14 protein-coding genes are annotated in these 15,163 nt (G+C 60.3%); 12 read left to right on the top strand and 2 right to left on the bottom strand.

Annotation, left to right across the window (positions count from 1 at the left end):
• On the bottom strand, positions 1-1,218 hold the full coding sequence (locus LVY75_18580) for an ROK family protein (protein ID XAZ25169.1): 1,218 nt from the start codon (positions 1,216-1,218) through the stop codon (positions 1-3).
• Between the two features lie 262 nt (positions 1,219-1,480).
• Between LVY75_18580 and LVY75_18585 the strand changes: the two genes are divergently transcribed.
• The 10 genes from LVY75_18585 to LVY75_18630 all read left to right on the top strand — a co-directional run bounded on the left by LVY75_18585 (position 1,481) and on the right by LVY75_18630 (position 12,219).
• Entirely contained in the window at positions 1,481-2,737 is a 1,257-nt protein-coding gene (locus LVY75_18585) for an extracellular solute-binding protein (GenBank protein XAZ25170.1), read from the top strand.
• 9 nt (positions 2,738-2,746) lie between these two features.
• Positions 2,747-3,694, top strand: a complete 948-nt coding sequence (locus LVY75_18590; GenBank protein XAZ25171.1) for a sugar ABC transporter permease — start codon at positions 2,747-2,749, stop codon at positions 3,692-3,694.
• Complete coding sequence (locus LVY75_18595) at positions 3,691-4,548, top strand: carbohydrate ABC transporter permease (GenBank protein ID XAZ25172.1); 858 nt, start codon at positions 3,691-3,693, stop codon at positions 4,546-4,548. The genes LVY75_18590 and LVY75_18595 overlap by 4 nt, the downstream gene beginning before the upstream one ends.
• Before the next feature lie 3 nt (positions 4,549-4,551).
• Positions 4,552-6,066 (top strand): argininosuccinate lyase, encoded by a 1,515-nt coding sequence (gene argH / locus LVY75_18600; protein ID XAZ25173.1) that lies wholly within the window; start codon positions 4,552-4,554, stop codon positions 6,064-6,066.
• Entirely contained in the window at positions 6,066-7,097 is a 1,032-nt protein-coding gene (gene ugpC / locus LVY75_18605) for a sn-glycerol-3-phosphate ABC transporter ATP-binding protein UgpC (protein ID XAZ25174.1), read from the top strand. Before argH ends, ugpC begins: the two co-directional genes overlap by 1 nt.
• The gene (locus LVY75_18610; GenBank protein XAZ25175.1) at positions 7,094-7,990 is read left to right on the top strand and encodes a sugar kinase; all 897 of its coding nucleotides are present in this window, start codon (positions 7,094-7,096) and stop codon (positions 7,988-7,990) included. The genes ugpC and LVY75_18610 overlap by 4 nt, the downstream gene beginning before the upstream one ends.
• Positions 7,991-8,282: 292 nt before the next feature.
• Positions 8,283-9,581 (top strand): efflux RND transporter periplasmic adaptor subunit, encoded by a 1,299-nt coding sequence (locus tag LVY75_18615; protein XAZ25176.1) that lies wholly within the window; start codon positions 8,283-8,285, stop codon positions 9,579-9,581.
• Between the two features lie 12 nt (positions 9,582-9,593).
• A complete protein-coding gene (locus tag LVY75_18620) occupies positions 9,594-10,310 on the top strand; it encodes an ABC transporter ATP-binding protein (protein XAZ25754.1) in 717 nt (238 codons plus the stop codon).
• Positions 10,300-11,502, top strand: a complete 1,203-nt coding sequence (locus tag LVY75_18625) for an ABC transporter permease (protein ID XAZ25177.1) — start codon at positions 10,300-10,302, stop codon at positions 11,500-11,502. Before LVY75_18620 ends, LVY75_18625 begins: the two co-directional genes overlap by 11 nt.
• A gap of 102 nt (positions 11,503-11,604) precedes the next feature.
• Entirely contained in the window at positions 11,605-12,219 is a 615-nt protein-coding gene (locus LVY75_18630; GenBank protein ID XAZ25178.1) for a GntR family transcriptional regulator, read from the top strand.
• A gap of 48 nt (positions 12,220-12,267) precedes the next feature.
• Here LVY75_18630 and LVY75_18635 read toward each other — a convergent pair whose 3' ends face one another.
• Positions 12,268-13,080: a ferredoxin--NADP reductase gene (locus tag LVY75_18635; GenBank protein ID XAZ25179.1), complete on the bottom strand. Its 813-nt coding sequence runs from the start codon at positions 13,078-13,080 to the stop codon at positions 12,268-12,270.
• A 345-nt stretch (positions 13,081-13,425) separates the two neighbouring features.
• Between LVY75_18635 and pcs the strand changes: the two genes are divergently transcribed.
• The gene (gene pcs, locus LVY75_18640) at positions 13,426-14,151 is read left to right on the top strand and encodes a phosphatidylcholine synthase (GenBank protein ID XAZ25180.1); all 726 of its coding nucleotides are present in this window, start codon (positions 13,426-13,428) and stop codon (positions 14,149-14,151) included.
• Between the two features lie 11 nt (positions 14,152-14,162).
• The gene (locus LVY75_18645) at positions 14,163-15,143 is read left to right on the top strand and encodes a quinone oxidoreductase (GenBank protein XAZ25181.1); all 981 of its coding nucleotides are present in this window, start codon (positions 14,163-14,165) and stop codon (positions 15,141-15,143) included.
• The last annotated feature ends 20 nt before the right edge of the window (positions 15,144-15,163 follow it).

Consider the following 15,163-nt stretch of genomic DNA (forward strand, 5'->3'; position numbering starts at 1 on the left):
TCAAGCTGCGTTATCGGCGGCGGTCGGTGATATGTCGAGTTTGGGGGTGACGGCTTCGAAGAGCGGCAGGGCAGCGGCACCGAGTGCGGCCGTCAACTGGCCGGTCTGGCCGCGAATGACGCGCGGCAGCGCGCGCGTCCGCCGGCTGGCGACCGAGACTGGAAGCGTCTGCATGGCCGCGACGATATCATCGATAATGGCGTCGGGCAGGGCGCCGCCGAGGATGACGGTCTCCGGGTCGAGAACGTTTTCCAGCATTGCCACCATCGGCGAAAGATAGTCCGCAGTCTCTGCGACCCACTCCTTCACGACGGGATTACCCTCCCGGTGCAGCACTTCGATGGCCGCAAAATCGGTATTCTCATAGCCGGCCTCTGCGAGCTTCTCCTTCAGTGCATGCAGCGAGGCATAGCGCTCCAGGCAGCCGCGCTGGCCGCAAGGGCAGGGCTTGCCGCGCGGAGCGACAACGACGTGGCCGATTTCGCCGGCATTGCCGAAGGCTCCACGGAAGGGCGCGCCGTCGTGGATGAGGCCGAGACCGACGCCGACGCCGAAATAGATCATGCAGAAATTGGAGATAGCGCGGCCCGCACCGAACAGCCTTTCACCGACGGCCGCCGCATTCGCGTCGTTTTCGACGATGACGGTCTCGCCGCTGGCTTCGCTCAGAACCGCGGCCGGATTGATGCTGCTCCAGCCGGGCAGGGTAGTGGGGCCGACCGAGCTCATGCCTTCGATTTCGAAAGGGCCGGGCATGACCACGCCGATGCCGAGAAGCTTCGACGGGAAACGCTTGCGCACCTTCTTCACTTCACCCGCGAAAAGCGGAACGATATGTTCCGGGTTGGTATTCACAACCGGCATGATCGTTTCGGAACGGACTTTTCCCGAGAGATCGAGCACCGTCGTCACAATATGGTCGGCAGCGATTTCGACGCCGATCGTCACCGCTCCGTCAGGGTTGACGGCAAACTGGATCGGTGGCTGGCCGCGGCCGGAGCGCAGCCGGCCAATCTCCATCAGCAGCTGTTCGTCGACGAGTTCGTCAACGATGTTGGCGACGGCCTGCGCGGTCAGGTGTGTCAGCTTGGCGATATGCATGCGGCCGAGCGATCCATGCATGCGCACGACATCGAGCACGACACGACGATTGTGGTCGCGGCTGCGCTCGGGGTTCTTGCCCATCGCGATCTGCTGCTTGCCGGATTGCCGTGTCATCTCTCCGCCCTCGTCTCTGCCGGTATGGATAGCGCCGATATCATGAAGTGGGCAATAGAATAATTAAACTAAATTATCTTATTGACAAAGCCTCCCATACGAACCAGCCTGAAAGGGTCGCAGTGCGATGCCGAGGAAGAGGAGCCTCAGTTCCATCTTTCCGAGCCAATCAAATCGGGGCGCTGCCGATGTGCGGGATGCCCTGGGGAACCAGATGAGCGCGAGCGGAAGGATGCCGGCTCGGGCAATGGAGGAATAGATTATGCGTCGCGGAATCTTATTGGCTGGCCTGTTTGCCGGCATCAGCATGGTTGCGGTCAACAGCGCCCAGGCGGTCGAAATCGAATATTGGCAGTATGTCTATGATACGCGCGTCAAGGCGATGGACCAGCTGATCGCCAATTTCGAAAAGGCCAATCCCGACATCACCGTCAAGCAGACGACCTTCCCCTATGCCGATTACCAGACACGCGTCGTTGCCGCCAATCTCGCCGGTAACGGCCCTGACGTGATGCAGCTCTTCTATGGCTGGCTCGACCAGTTCATCGCCGGCGGCCTGCTGCAGCCGCTGCCGACAGACGCTTTCCCGCATGACCAGATCGAGAAGGATTTCTTCCCGATCGTGACGGCGATGAAGCGTGGCGACGATTATTACGGCCTGCCGACCGCCGTACGCTCGCTGGCGCTCTTCTACAACAAGAAGCTCTTCCAGGAAGCAGGCCTAGACCCGAACAAGCCGCCGCAGACGGTCGATGAATTCGTCGCCGCCGCCGAAAAGACCGTCAAGCGCGACGCCGCCGGCAACATTGCCGTCGAAGGCACGACGCTCGATATGGGCGGCCAGGATCACCAGTGGTGGCGTGAGGTACTGATCCGCCAGTTTGGCGGCGAGCCCTATACTGCTGACTATTCCAAGGTCACCTACAACAGCGATGCCGGCATCAAGGCGCTGAAATTCTACACCAGCCTGCAGACTGAAAAGAAGGTCGGTCAGACCGGCTTCATGGATGAGGGCCAGGCAGCCTTCCGCGGCGGCAAGGCGGCGATGACGATCGACGGCACCTTCCGCCTCGGCTCCTTCGGCAGCATCAAGGACTTCGAATGGGGCGTCACCGAGCTTCCCGCCAACGCTGACGGCGTGCGCTCCAACTATGCGAGCTATTTCGCCAACGGCATCGGCGCCAAGGTCTCCGGCGAAAAGCTTGAAGCCTCCAAGAAGTTCCTCGCTTACGTCACCTCGCCGGAAGCCATGAAGATCTGGCTCGGCACGGTTGGCGAACTTCCGGCTCGTCGCGAGGCTGCTCTCACCGACGAAAACCTCAAGAACCCGATCTATGCGCCGTTCCTGAAGGCACTCGCTTATTCGCACACTTCGCTCTTCGTGGATGAAGCCGGTCAGCGCCAGAACGCCATCGATATGGTCAACCGCGTTCTGCTTGAGGGCCAGTCGCCCGAGGATTCCCTTGCTCAGGCCGCAACCGCCGAGCAGGAAATCATCGACAACGCAAAGAGCAAATAAGGGACGGCCATGAGCTCCGCACCCGCGAATACGGAAGGGGCGGCTATCAGCCGTCCCGCCGGATCGTTCTGGGATCGGCTGACGATGCGCCAGAAACGCCTTGTCTGGGTCTGGACATTCCTGGCCCTGCCGATCCTGTTTTACTGCGTGATCCGCTTTTATCCGACGCTGCAGGCCTTCTACCTGTCGTTCACCAATTGGAATCTGATGAAACCGCCGAAATTCATCGGCGTCGCCAATTATGTGAAGCTCTATAACGACCCGCAGTTCTGGAAGGTTTTCCGCAATACTTTCACCTATCTCATCATCGGCACGCCGCTGAGCCTGATTATCTCTTTCGTCGTGGCCTTCTTTCTGGATCGCGTGCGTTTCCTGCACGGCCTGATCCGCGCACTCTATTTCCTGCCGTTCCTGACGACGGCGGCCGCCATGGCCTGGGTCTGGCGCTGGTTCTATCAGCCGGCCCCGATCGGAGTCATCAACGACGTGCTCGGCATGATCGGCCTGCCGCAGCAGCAGTTCATCCGCTCCGTAGATCAGGCGCTGCCGTCGATCATGGTGACCTCCATTTGGGCCGGCCTCGGCTTCCAGATCATCATCTTCATGGCCGGCCTTCGCGCCATCCCGAACACATTCTATGAGGCCGCGAAGATCGACGGTCTCGGCGAATGGCCGATCCTCTGGAAGATCACGCTGCCGCTCCTGAAGCCGACGACCGTCTTCCTCGTCGTCTTTTCTTCGATCGGCTTCCTGCGCATCTTCGACCAGGTCTACAACATGACGACCAACGATCCCGGTGGCCCGCTCGGATCGACCAAGCCACTGGTTCTCATGATCTATCAGACGGCCTTTTCATCCTACAACATGGGTTATGCAGCTGCGCAGACCGTCGTGCTCTTCGCAATCCTGCTCTGCGTCTCCCTGCTGCAGCTCTGGATACTGAGGGAACGCAAATGAGTGCCGTGACCACGAACACCGCGGCACCCTTGCCGAAAGCCAATATCCGCCCGGGCGCCATTATCACGTGGACGCTGCTTTTCATCGGCGGCCTCATCATGGTCTCGCCGCTGCTCTTCATGTTCTCGACCTCGCTGAAGACGGCAGGCCAGGTCTACGACCTGCGTCTCATCCCGGCCGAGCCAACGCTGCAGAACTACATCACCGTTCTCTCCGACGGTCGCTTCATGCGCTGGTTCCTGAACTCGACGATCGTTGCCTGCACGGTGACGCTCTCGAACGTCTTCTTCGACAGCCTTGTCGGCTATACGCTCGCCAAGTTCGAATTCCGCGGCCGTTACCTGATCTTCCTGGCGATCCTCTCGACGCTGATGATCCCGACGGAAATGCTCGTCATTCCCTGGTATCTGATGTCGGCACAGCTCGGCTGGCTGGACAGCTATTGGGGCATCATGTTCCCGGGCATGATGACCGCTTTCGGCACCTTCCTGATGAAGCAGTTCTTCGAGACGGTCCCGAACGATTTCCTCGAGGCTGCCCGCATCGATGGCCTGAACGAATTCCAGATCTGGTGGAAGGTGGCGATGCCGCTGGTCACACCGGCGCTGTCAGCGCTCGCCATCTTCACCTTCCTCGGCAACTGGACGGCCTTCTTCTGGCCGCTGATCGTCACCACCAGCCGCGAACTCTATACGCTGCCGGTTGGCCTCTCGAGCTTTGCCGTCGAGCAATCCATCCAATGGGAAATGATCATGACCGGTGCGGCACTCGCGACATTGCCGACGCTGCTCGTCTTCCTGGTGCTGCAGCGCTACATCGTGCGCGGCGTCATGCTGGCCGGTCTGAAGGGATAAGACATGACCGAAACCAATCCACGCCTTGCCGACAAGAGCGTCTTTCCTGACCCTGTCTACAAGGAAACGGTGCTGAAGCCGCTCTTCGATGGCGCCAAGACGCATCATGTCGACGGTTTCCGCCGCATCGACCGTGCCCATCTCGTCATGCTGGTTGAAACCGGCATTCTCGACCGCGAACAGGCCGGCAAGATCGCCGCCGCACTCGAAGCGATCGATCGCGACATCAACCCGCAAAAGCTCGTCTATACCGGCGAGGTCGAAGACTTCTTCTTCCTCATCGAGAAGGAGTTGAAGGCCCGCATCGGCGTCGATATCGCCGGTCGCCTGCACACTGCGCGCTCGCGCAACGACATTGACCACACGCTGTTCAAGCTCGGCCTGAAGGAGCGCATCGACGCTCTGATGGTCAAGGCGCGTACGCTCCTCGATGCCATGATTGCGGCAGCCGACTGGGAAAAGGAGACGTTGATCGTTGCCTATACGCACGGGCAGCCGGCCCAGCCGACAACCTTCGGCCATTATCTTTCGGCGGCGATCGAAGTGCTGATCCGCGATATCGAGCGCTTTGCCGAGGCGCGCGAGATCGTCAACCTGAGCCCCATGGGTGCTGCAGCGATCACCACGTCAGGCTTCCCGATCGATCGCGCCCGCGTCGCCGAACTGCTGGGCTTTGCCGCGCCGCTCCGCAATTCCTACAGCTGCATCGCCGCGGTCGACTACACAACCTCGACCTACAGTGCGATCGAGTTGATGTTTCTGCATCTCGGCCGCCTGATCCAGGATTTCCAGTTCTGGACGAGCTTCGAAGTGGGCCAGATCTATGTTCCCAATGCGCTGGTGCAGATCTCCTCGATCATGCCGCAGAAACGCAATCCGGTGCCGATCGAGCATATGCGCCATCTTGCAAGCCAGACCTTTGGTCGCGCCCGCACCGTGCTCGACGTCATGCACAATACGCCCTTCACCGACATGAACGACAGCGAAGGCGAAACGCAGGGCATGGGCTACGAGGCCTTCCATTCCGCCGGACGCGTGCTCGACCTGCTGGCAGCCTTCGTCGCGCAGATCAGCATCGATCCTGAGCGCGTGGCGAACAATATCCGCCGCTCCTGCATCACCATCACCGAACTCGCGGATTCGCTGGTCCGCCTCGAAGGATTGTCCTTCCGGCAGGCGCATGAGATTGCCGCAACGGTCGCCCGCGCCGTCGTCGCCAAGGGCGGCGGTCTTTCAGACGATGGCTATGGGCCTTTCCTCGTAGCTTTCGAGGAATTGGCCGGCCGCAAACCCGGCATCGACAAGGCACAATTTGCCGAGATCGTCTCGCCGGAACATTTCGTTGCCGTCCGCGCGCGCTTCGGCGGTCCCGCGCCGGCACCGATGGCGGATGCGCTTGCAGCCTACCAGGAAAAGGCTGCCGCATTCGCCGCAGATGCGCAGGAAAACGCAGCGCGCGAAGCCGCCGCTGCCGAGGAACTTCAAACCAGATTCACGGCATTGATGGGGGCCGCCTGATGGCAAATATCGAACTGCAGGGGCTCGTCAAACGCTACGGCAAGCTGGATGTCGTCCACGGCATCGATCTTGCGATCGCCGACGGCGAGTTCGTCGTCTTCGTCGGCCCGTCCGGCTGCGGAAAATCCACGACGCTGCGCATGATCGCCGGTCTGGAAGACATATCCGGCGGCACGCTGAAAATCGGCGGCGAGGTGGTCAACGAACGCGAGCCGAAACAGCGCAATATCGCCATGGTGTTTCAGAACTACGCCATCTATCCGCATATGAGCGTACGCCAGAATATTGGTTTCGGCCTTTACACCTCGAAGCTGTCGCAGGTGGAAAAAGACAAGCGCATCGACGAGACGGCGCAGATCCTCGGCCTGACCGATTATCTCGCTCGCCGCCCCGCAGCACTGTCAGGCGGCCAGCGCCAGCGCGTCGCGATCGGCCGCGCCATGGTCCGCAATCCCTCAGCCTTTCTCTTCGATGAGCCGCTGTCGAATCTCGACGCCCAGCTTCGCACCCAGATGCGCATCGAGATCAAGCGCCTGCACCAGCGGCTCGGCACGACAATCGTCTATGTCACGCACGATCAGGTGGAGGCCATGACCATGGCTGACCGCATCGTTGTCATGAAGGACGGCCACATCCTGCAGGCGGGAACGCCGATGGATATCTACGAGAACCCCGCCGATGTCTTTACCGCACGCTTCATCGGCAGCCCGTCGATGAACCTGCTTCCGGGCACGGCGGCAGCCGATGGTCTGCGCATCGGGCAGGGCGGTCCCCATCTGATCGGCGTACGCCCGCATGATCTTGTCATTGGCGAGGAAGCCGGCGTTCTGTCGCTCTCGGGCACGGTGACGGCCGTCGAGCCGCTCGGCGCCGAAACGCTGGTGCATTTCGATGTCGCCGGAACATCGGTGATTGCTACGGCCCCCGGTAAGGTGATACCGGCCGTCGGAAGCGCGGTGACTGCCCATGCAACGTCAGGTGCTCTCTATGTTTTCGATGCAAAAACGGAAAAGGCCCTCGGGCGCCAATGACATCTGACAGTGACATCCGATCGGCGGTGCTCAGCATTGGCCGGACCTACTGCGACCTGATTTTCACAGGTCTGGAGACTATGCCCGTTCTCGGGCGCGAGCTCTTTGCTGATGACCTGCGCATTGCCGCAGGCGGCGGCGCTTTCATCATGGCCGCTTATTCCGCCCATATCGGCCGCAAGACCGCCTTGCTCTCCCGCCTCGGAACGGACGGACTTTCCAACGGTCTGGCGGGCGAACTGCAGGCAAGTGGGGTCGATCTGCGCTTTCTCGACCGGGCGGTCGACGCTGGTCCGCAGGTTACCGTCGCCATCAACAATGGCGAGGAACGCGCCTTTCTGTCGCGCCGCGCTGGCAGCGCTGAACCTGCAACGCTCAAAGAGGCGCTTGCCTGGAGCGAGGCGCGTCACCTGCACATCGCCGAATTCGCAACCCTTGCGGAAATCCCCCACTTGATTGCGAAAGCCAGGGAAAACGGGCTTACGGTATCGCTCGACCCGAGCTGGGATGAGGCCCTGATCTACCAGCAGGATTTCCTCGATCGCTGCGAAGGCATTGATCTCTTCCTTCCCAATGTCGAGGAAGCCATAGCGATTACCGGACGTTCCGATCCGACAGAAGCACTCGACAGGCTCGCCGAGCGCTTCCCGGCCGTCGCGCTGAAAGCAGGCGCCGGCGGTGCTTATTTCGCGGCCGCCAGCGTCCGGCTCCATCAGAATGCTCCCACCGTCAAGGTCGTGGATACGACGGGAGCAGGGGATGCCTTCAATGCCGGGCTCATCCATGCCTGGCTTGGCGGCGCGAGTGCCGATATCTGCCTGCGCGAAGGCATTGCCATGGGCAGCCTGGCGGTTCAGGCTGCGGGCGGCGCTGCGATCCTTCCCTCACGCTAGGCTCTGGGCGATGCCGCGGTCTTTTCAGTGCCGCGGATCGCTCTAATTAAGCTGAAGCGGCGCGGAAATCGCTGCACCGGACGGAACCCGGAATATTGGCGTCGAGCCCGCGGGCTTGCTGCGGAACAGCTTGCACTTGCCGCGCTATCCAGCTGTTTCCTTACGAATATTTCATGAAATTCAGCCGCATTTCCGTACCATCATCAGGGCATCGGTAATGTTGGGTTCATGTTCGTTGTGATTATTCTGGCGCGAACAGGCCAGGCATGGCGAAGCATATTTCGAGGATGACATGGACAATCTGGAGGCTGGTAAAGAGACCGGTTCCAAAAATGGCGCAAACGCCGATCTTGCTGCCGTGCTGGCCGCTGGCCGGCAGAGCAGGGGCCGGCGCTGGCGCGGACGCCTGATCGCGCTGGTGCTCCTAATCCTCGCCGCAGCCGCTGCAGCCTATTTCTACACGGGCCGCAGCCGTTCCGAGATCAGCTACACGACCCAGCCTGTCAAGCGAGGCGATCTTACAGTGCTTGTCACTGCTACAGGTTCGGTCCAGCCGACCCAGCAAGTCGATATATCGAGCGAATTGTCGGGCACGATGCGTGAGGTCAATGTCGACTACAACAGCGCAGTGAAGGCAGGCGATATTCTGGCTGAACTCGATACGAACAAGCTGGAGGCAGACGTCAAGAGCTCGCGCGCCAAGCTCAACTCGGCAAAGGCAAATGTGGTCAAGGCGAATGCCGATATGCAATCGGCCGCGACCTCGCTCGACCGCCTGAAGAGCCTCGTCAAGAGCAACGTCTCCACGCAGCAGAGCCTTGACGACGCGACCTATAAATATGACTCGGCTGTCGCCGCCAAGGATATCAACGAGGCCGAGGTCCTGGCCTCGGAGGCGGACCTGCAGCTTGCCGAGGTCAATCTTGGCAAGGCGAAGATCGTCGCACCGATCGATGGCGTGATCCTGACCCGCTCGGTGGATCCGGGTGCGACCGTTGCTGCCTCGCTGTCGGCGCCCGTGCTTTTCACCATTGCCGGCGATCTCAAGAAGATGGAGCTGCAGGTGGATGTCGACGAAGCCGATGTCGGCCAGATCGCCGTCGGCCAGAAGGCAAAGTTCACAGTCGACGCCTATCCCGACCGCACCTTCCCGGCCGTCATCGAGCAGATCCGCTTTGCCTCTCAGGTGGTCAACAATGTCGTCACCTACAAGGCGGTGCTTTCGGTCGATAACGCCGACTTGCTTCTGCGCCCCGGCATGACGGCGACCTCCGATATCACCGTGGAAGCCGTAAAGGACACGCTGATGGTCCCGAACGCGGCCCTGCGTTACGCTCCGCCGCAGGCAGAAGGCCGTGGCGGCCGTGGTATCTTCAGCCTGTTCCGCCCGCCGCGTCCGCTCCGCAGCGGTGGTGGCGGTGATGCCAAACTGACCGGCACGCAGCGCCGGGTCTGGGTGCTGCGCAACGGCCATCCCGCAGCCGTCGTGATCCAGGTTGGCTCCTCGGATGGCCAGTTCACGCAGGTCACCTCGGGCGAGCTTACCGAAAAGGATGCGATCATCACCGATACCGCGACGCGGACGAACTGACGGGAGCCGATGATGGAACGCCCGCCGCTTCTGGAATTCAGGCAGGTCTCGAAGATTTACGGCGAGGGTGCTGCGGCAATCCGCGCGCTCGACCACGTGGATCTTTCAATCCGCACCCATGAATTTGTCGCCATCATGGGACCGTCCGGTTCCGGCAAGTCGACGGCGATGAACATACTCGGCTGCCTCGATGTGCCGACCTCAGGCGACTATGTTTTCCAGGGCATTTCGACCGGCGGCTTTGACCGCAGCCAGCTGACGCTGCTGCGCCGGCATATGCTGGGTTTCGTCTTCCAGGGTTTCAATCTGCTGTCGCGCACCTCGGCGGTCGAGAATGTCGAATTGCCGCTGATCTATCGCGGCATGGCGGTCGGCGAGCGGCGCAAGCGGGCGAGGCAAGCGCTCGGCCTCGTCGGCTTGTCGGGCAGGGAACATCACAAGACGCAGGAACTCTCCGGCGGCCAGCAGCAGCGTGTGGCAATCGCCCGCGCTATCGTCACCGAGCCAGCCTTGCTGCTCGCCGATGAGCCGACCGGCAACCTCGATACCAAGACCAGCATCGAGATCATGGACCTGATGACGCGGCTGAACCGCGAACAGGGCATCACCATCGTCATGGTCACGCACGAGCCTGATATTGCTGCCTATGCAGGGCGCTTGTTGCGTTTCGTCGACGGCAAGCTGGAAACCGAAGTAGAGCATCAGCGGAGGGCGGAACATGTTCTTTGAAACGCTGAAGCTCGCGCTTCGCGCAATCAGCCGCAATTTGCTGCGCTCCTTCCTCACCGTACTCGGCGTGGTCATCGGCGTTGCCGCCGTCATCGCGCTCGTCACGATCGGCAACGGCACGACGGCGCAGGTTTCGACCGAGCTGTCACGTCTCGGCACCAACATGCTCTTCGTGCGTCCCGGTCAGTTCGGACCCGGCCGTGCCAGTTCCGAGGCGCGGCGCTTCACGCTGAAGGATGTCGAGGCGATCCGCGATCAGGTTCCGGGTCTCCGAGCGGTTGCGCCCTCCAACCAGTCGACGGCAACCGTCATTTTCGGCGGCCAGAACCATTCAACCACGGTCTATGGCACGACCAACGACTATTTCATCGCACAGGACTGGGATCTGGCGCTTGGCCGCAATTTCACGCCGGCAGAAGAGCGCGGCCAGTCGCGCTGCATCATCGGCGAGACCGTGCGCGAGCAGCTTTTCGGGGCTGCGGATCCGACCGGCCAGCTGATCCGTGTCGGCAAGGTTTCCTGCCCGGTTATCGGCGTCCTGGCAAAGCGCGGCCAGTCCGGCATGGGCAACGACCAGGATGATGCCGTCATCATGCCGGTCAAGGTCTTCCAGCGCCGCATCAGCGGCACCTCCAATGTGCCGACGATCCTCATCTCGGCGCGAGACGGCGTCTCTACCTCAAAGGTGCAGGCCGATGTCGAGAACCTGCTGCGTGAACGCCGCAAGATCATTCCTGGCCGTCAGGACGATTTCAACGTCAATGACATGACGCAGATCGCCGAAGCCATGACCGGAACCACTACGCTGCTGACGGGTCTGCTTGGAGCGGTCGCCGCCGTCAGCTTGCTTGTTGGCGGCATCGGCATCATGAACATCATGCTGGTATCGGTGACGGAGCGCACCCGCGAGATCGGTATCCGCCTTGCGATCGGCGCGCTTGAAAACCAGGTGCTGACACAATTCCTTGTCGAGGCTGTCGCCTTGTCACTCTTCGGCGGCATAGCGGGCATCATGCTCGGCCTGACGCTTGCCTACGGTACGGTCAGCTTCCTCAATGTACCCTTCGTAGTCAGTCCGCTCATCATCTTCATTGCCTTCGTCTTCTCGGCGGCTATCGGCATGATTTTCGGCTTTTTTCCGGCGAGACGCGCAGCCCAGCTCAATCCCATCGAGGCATTGCGCCACGAGTAGAGAGAATGCTCTCGCGCACGGCATGGCTTTGATATATCAGGATAACTTGTCTTCGGCATTCAACCGTGCCAGTATTGATATATCAGCCTCGGATTCGCCCGCATGCAGGAATCGCTAAGCCATCTCGCCTATCTGGCGCTGGAGCACGCTATCGTGACGCTGGCTTTGGCACCGGGTGCGCTGGTGACCGAAAAGCAGCTTATCGATCTTGCTGGCCATGGCCGCACGCCGGTGCGGGAGGCAATCCAGAAGCTTGCCTGGCAGGGGCTGATACTGGTCAAGCCGCGTGTCGGTCTGCAGATTGCTGAAATTCATGCTGAAGACCACGCCAATGTCATGCAGGTGCGCCGCAAGCTGGAGCCGGTTGCTGCGGCTCTAGTGGCAGATACGGCCAACGAGGAGCAGAGGGGACGGCTTGTCGCCTGCGCGCTGGCGATGGAGGAATGCGCCGTCCGCGGCGATCTCGCGGGCTTCTTCGCCGCCGACAAGGCCTTTGACGAGATCCTTGAGGACGCTTGTCCGAACAGTTTCATGATCGCCGCATTGGGGCCGGTCCAGACCCATTCCCGCCGTCTTTGGTATTCGACCGCCAATCCGGAACGGATGGATCGCTCGATCTCCCTGCATGTTACGGTCATCAAGGCCATTCATCAGGGTGAGGCCGAGCAGGCGCGCGAGGCCATGGCCGACCTCATCGATTATCTGAGCCAGAAATAGAAACGGCCCCGTTTCCGGAGCCGTTGCATGTGGAGCGGGATTACAGCCTCAGCCGACGAACGCGCGTTCAATCACGAATTCGGCGGGCTTGCTGTTGGCGCCCTCGTCGAGGCCGGCCTTTTCCAGAAGCTCCTTGGTGTCCTTCAGCATGGCGGAAGAACCGCAGATCATGCCGCGGTCAATAGCCGGATCGATCGGCGGAACGCCGAGATCGGTGAAGAGCTTGCCGGAGGAAATCAGGTCGGTGATGCGGCCGCGATATTCGAAATCCTCGCGGGTGACGGTCGCATAATGGCGCAGCTTGTCGCCGACGACTTCCTGGAGGAGTTCGTCATTCTGGATCTCATGGACGAGGTCGAAGCCATATTTCAGCTCGGAAATCTCGCGCGCCGTATGGGTGAGGATGACCTCGTCGAACTTCTCGTAGGTCTCCGGATCGCGGATGAGGCTCGCGAAAGGTGCGATGCCCGTGCCGGTCGAGAACATGTAGAGGCGCTTGCCGGGGGTCAGCGCATCGAGAACAAGCGTGCCTGTCGGCTTCTTGCGCATCAGCACCTGGTCGCCCGGCTTGATGAGCTGCAGATGCGAGGTCAGCGGGCCATCCGGCACCTTGATGGAGAAGAATTCCAGTTCTTCTGCCCAGGCCGGGCTTGCGATCGAATAGGCGCGGAAAACCGGCTTGCCTTCGACCATAAGGCCGATCATCGCAAACTCGCCCGAACGGAAACGGAAGCCGTCTGGCCGGGTCATCGTGAAGCGGAAGAGCCGGTCGGTATAATGCGTAACGCTCAGCACCGTCTCGGCATAAACGCCGGCGGGGATGGCGGAAGCGAATTCTTCGGTCTTTGCGGGTGCGTTCATTTCGATATCGGACTCGTCGTTCGCAAGAAGATCATCACATGCGAGGCAGATATTACAAAACCCCGTTGAATTAAAGGCAATCCATTCCATCGCATGGCTGGGGAGCGAAATATGCATGTCATTGTCAGGAATCAGTGCTGTGGTGAACTGTCGCTTTTGCACTGGCTAAGCTATTCAAAGGATGCATATTAAAGCATGTCTCGCAAAACAGTTCGGCGGTTTTGCGCTAAGGACACGCGGCAAGTAAAAACATAGAGCGTGGCGAGCGATCCGAAAAATCGTCACATGCTTCAATAAAAACGACGCCCACCGCGACGCGGGCGCGACAGGTGGTTACGGGGGAACATGAAAATCTTCAACTATAAGCGCGTTCCATACGCGGAAATGCGCGCATTTTCCGTCCATATTCTGACGGCCTCCGGTTCCTTTCTCGCATTTCTTGGCGTGGTGGCGGCTGCCGAGCACCGCTTCGTCGATATGTTCTGGTGGCTGGGTCTGGCCCTTCTTGTCGATGGCATTGACGGCCCGATCGCCCGCAAGGTGCGCGTCAAGGAAGTGCTGCCCAACTGGTCGGGTGATACGCTCGACAATATTATCGATTACGTGACCTATGTGCTGTTGCCGGCCTTTGCTCTCTATCAGAGCGGCATGATCGGCGAGCCCTGGTCCTTCGTCGCCGCCGGCATGATCGTCGTTTCGAGCGCCATCTATTATGCCGATATGGGCATGAAGACCGAGGAATATTTCTTCTCGGGCTTCCCTGTCGTCTGGAACATGGTCATCTTCACACTCTTTGTCATGCACGCGAGCGAGATGACGGCCTTTATCGTCGTCACCGTTTCGGTGGTCCTTACCTTCCTGCCGATCAACTTCCTGCATCCAGTGCGCGTCCAGCGGCTGCGCCCGTTGAACCTCGGCATCTTCCTGCTCTGGTCGGCACTCGGCGCCTATTCGCTGCTGAAGCATTTCGATATGCCGCAATGGGCAGTCGTTCTCTTCATCGTGAGCGGCATCTACCTTTACGTCATCGGCGGTGTGCTCCAATTCTTCCCTGCGCTCGGACGCAAGTGAGGTAAACGGCGATGGCAATGACGAAGGCGGTTTCTTTTTCCAAAAATGGCGGACCTGAAGTTTTCGAATATGTCGATATCGATCTGCCGCCGCCTTCCCAAGGTCAGGTGCAGATCCGCCAGGAAGCGATCGGCCTGAATTTCATCGACGTCTATTTCCGCGACGGCACCTACAAGGCTCCGCATCTGCCCTTTGTGACCGGCAAGGAAGCTGCCGGCATCGTGACATCAGTCGGTCCCGGCGTGACTGATTTTGCCGTGGGCGACCGCGTTGCTTATGCGGGCTCTGATGGCGCCTATAGCGCAGAGCGCAACATCGAGACGAAACATCTGGTGAAGGTGCCCGACGGCGTCAGCCTGGAAACAGCAGCCGCCATGATGCTGAAGGGTATGACGGCAGAGTATCTGCTCAACCGTACGTTCAAGGTCGGCCCTGAAACCGTGCTGCTCTTCCATGCCGCAGCCGGCGGCGTCGGCCTCATCGCCGGCCAGTGGGCAAAGGCGCTCGGCGCAACCGTCATCGGCACGGCAGGCTCCGCCGACAAGGTCCAGCTGGCGCTCGAACATGGCTATGATCATGTCATCAATTACAAGACCGAGAACTTCGCAGAACGCGTGCGGGAGATCACCGGGGGCAAGGGCGTCGACGTGGTTTATGACTCGATCGGCCGAGACACATTCCCACAATCACTGGATTGCCTGAAGCCACGCGGCCTCTTCGCATCGTTTGGTCAATCTTCGGGCGCGATCGAGAATTTTACCATGGCGCACCTCGCCCAAAGAGGCTCTCTCTATGCCACGCGCCCGACGCTCTTCACTTATATTGCCTCGCGTCAGGAACTGACCGATTGTGCAAACAATCTATTTGATGTTGTGCAGAGCAACAAAGTGCGTATCAATATCAACCAAACCTATCCGCTGCGTGAGGTTGGGCGGGCGCACGCGGATCTGGAAACAAGAAAAACAACCGGAACGACGCTGCTGATTCCATGAGATCCAAAAGGACCGGTCGG

Source organism: Sinorhizobium sp. B11, assembly GCA_039725955.1.
Taxonomy (GTDB): Bacteria; Pseudomonadota; Alphaproteobacteria; order Rhizobiales; family Rhizobiaceae; genus Rhizobium.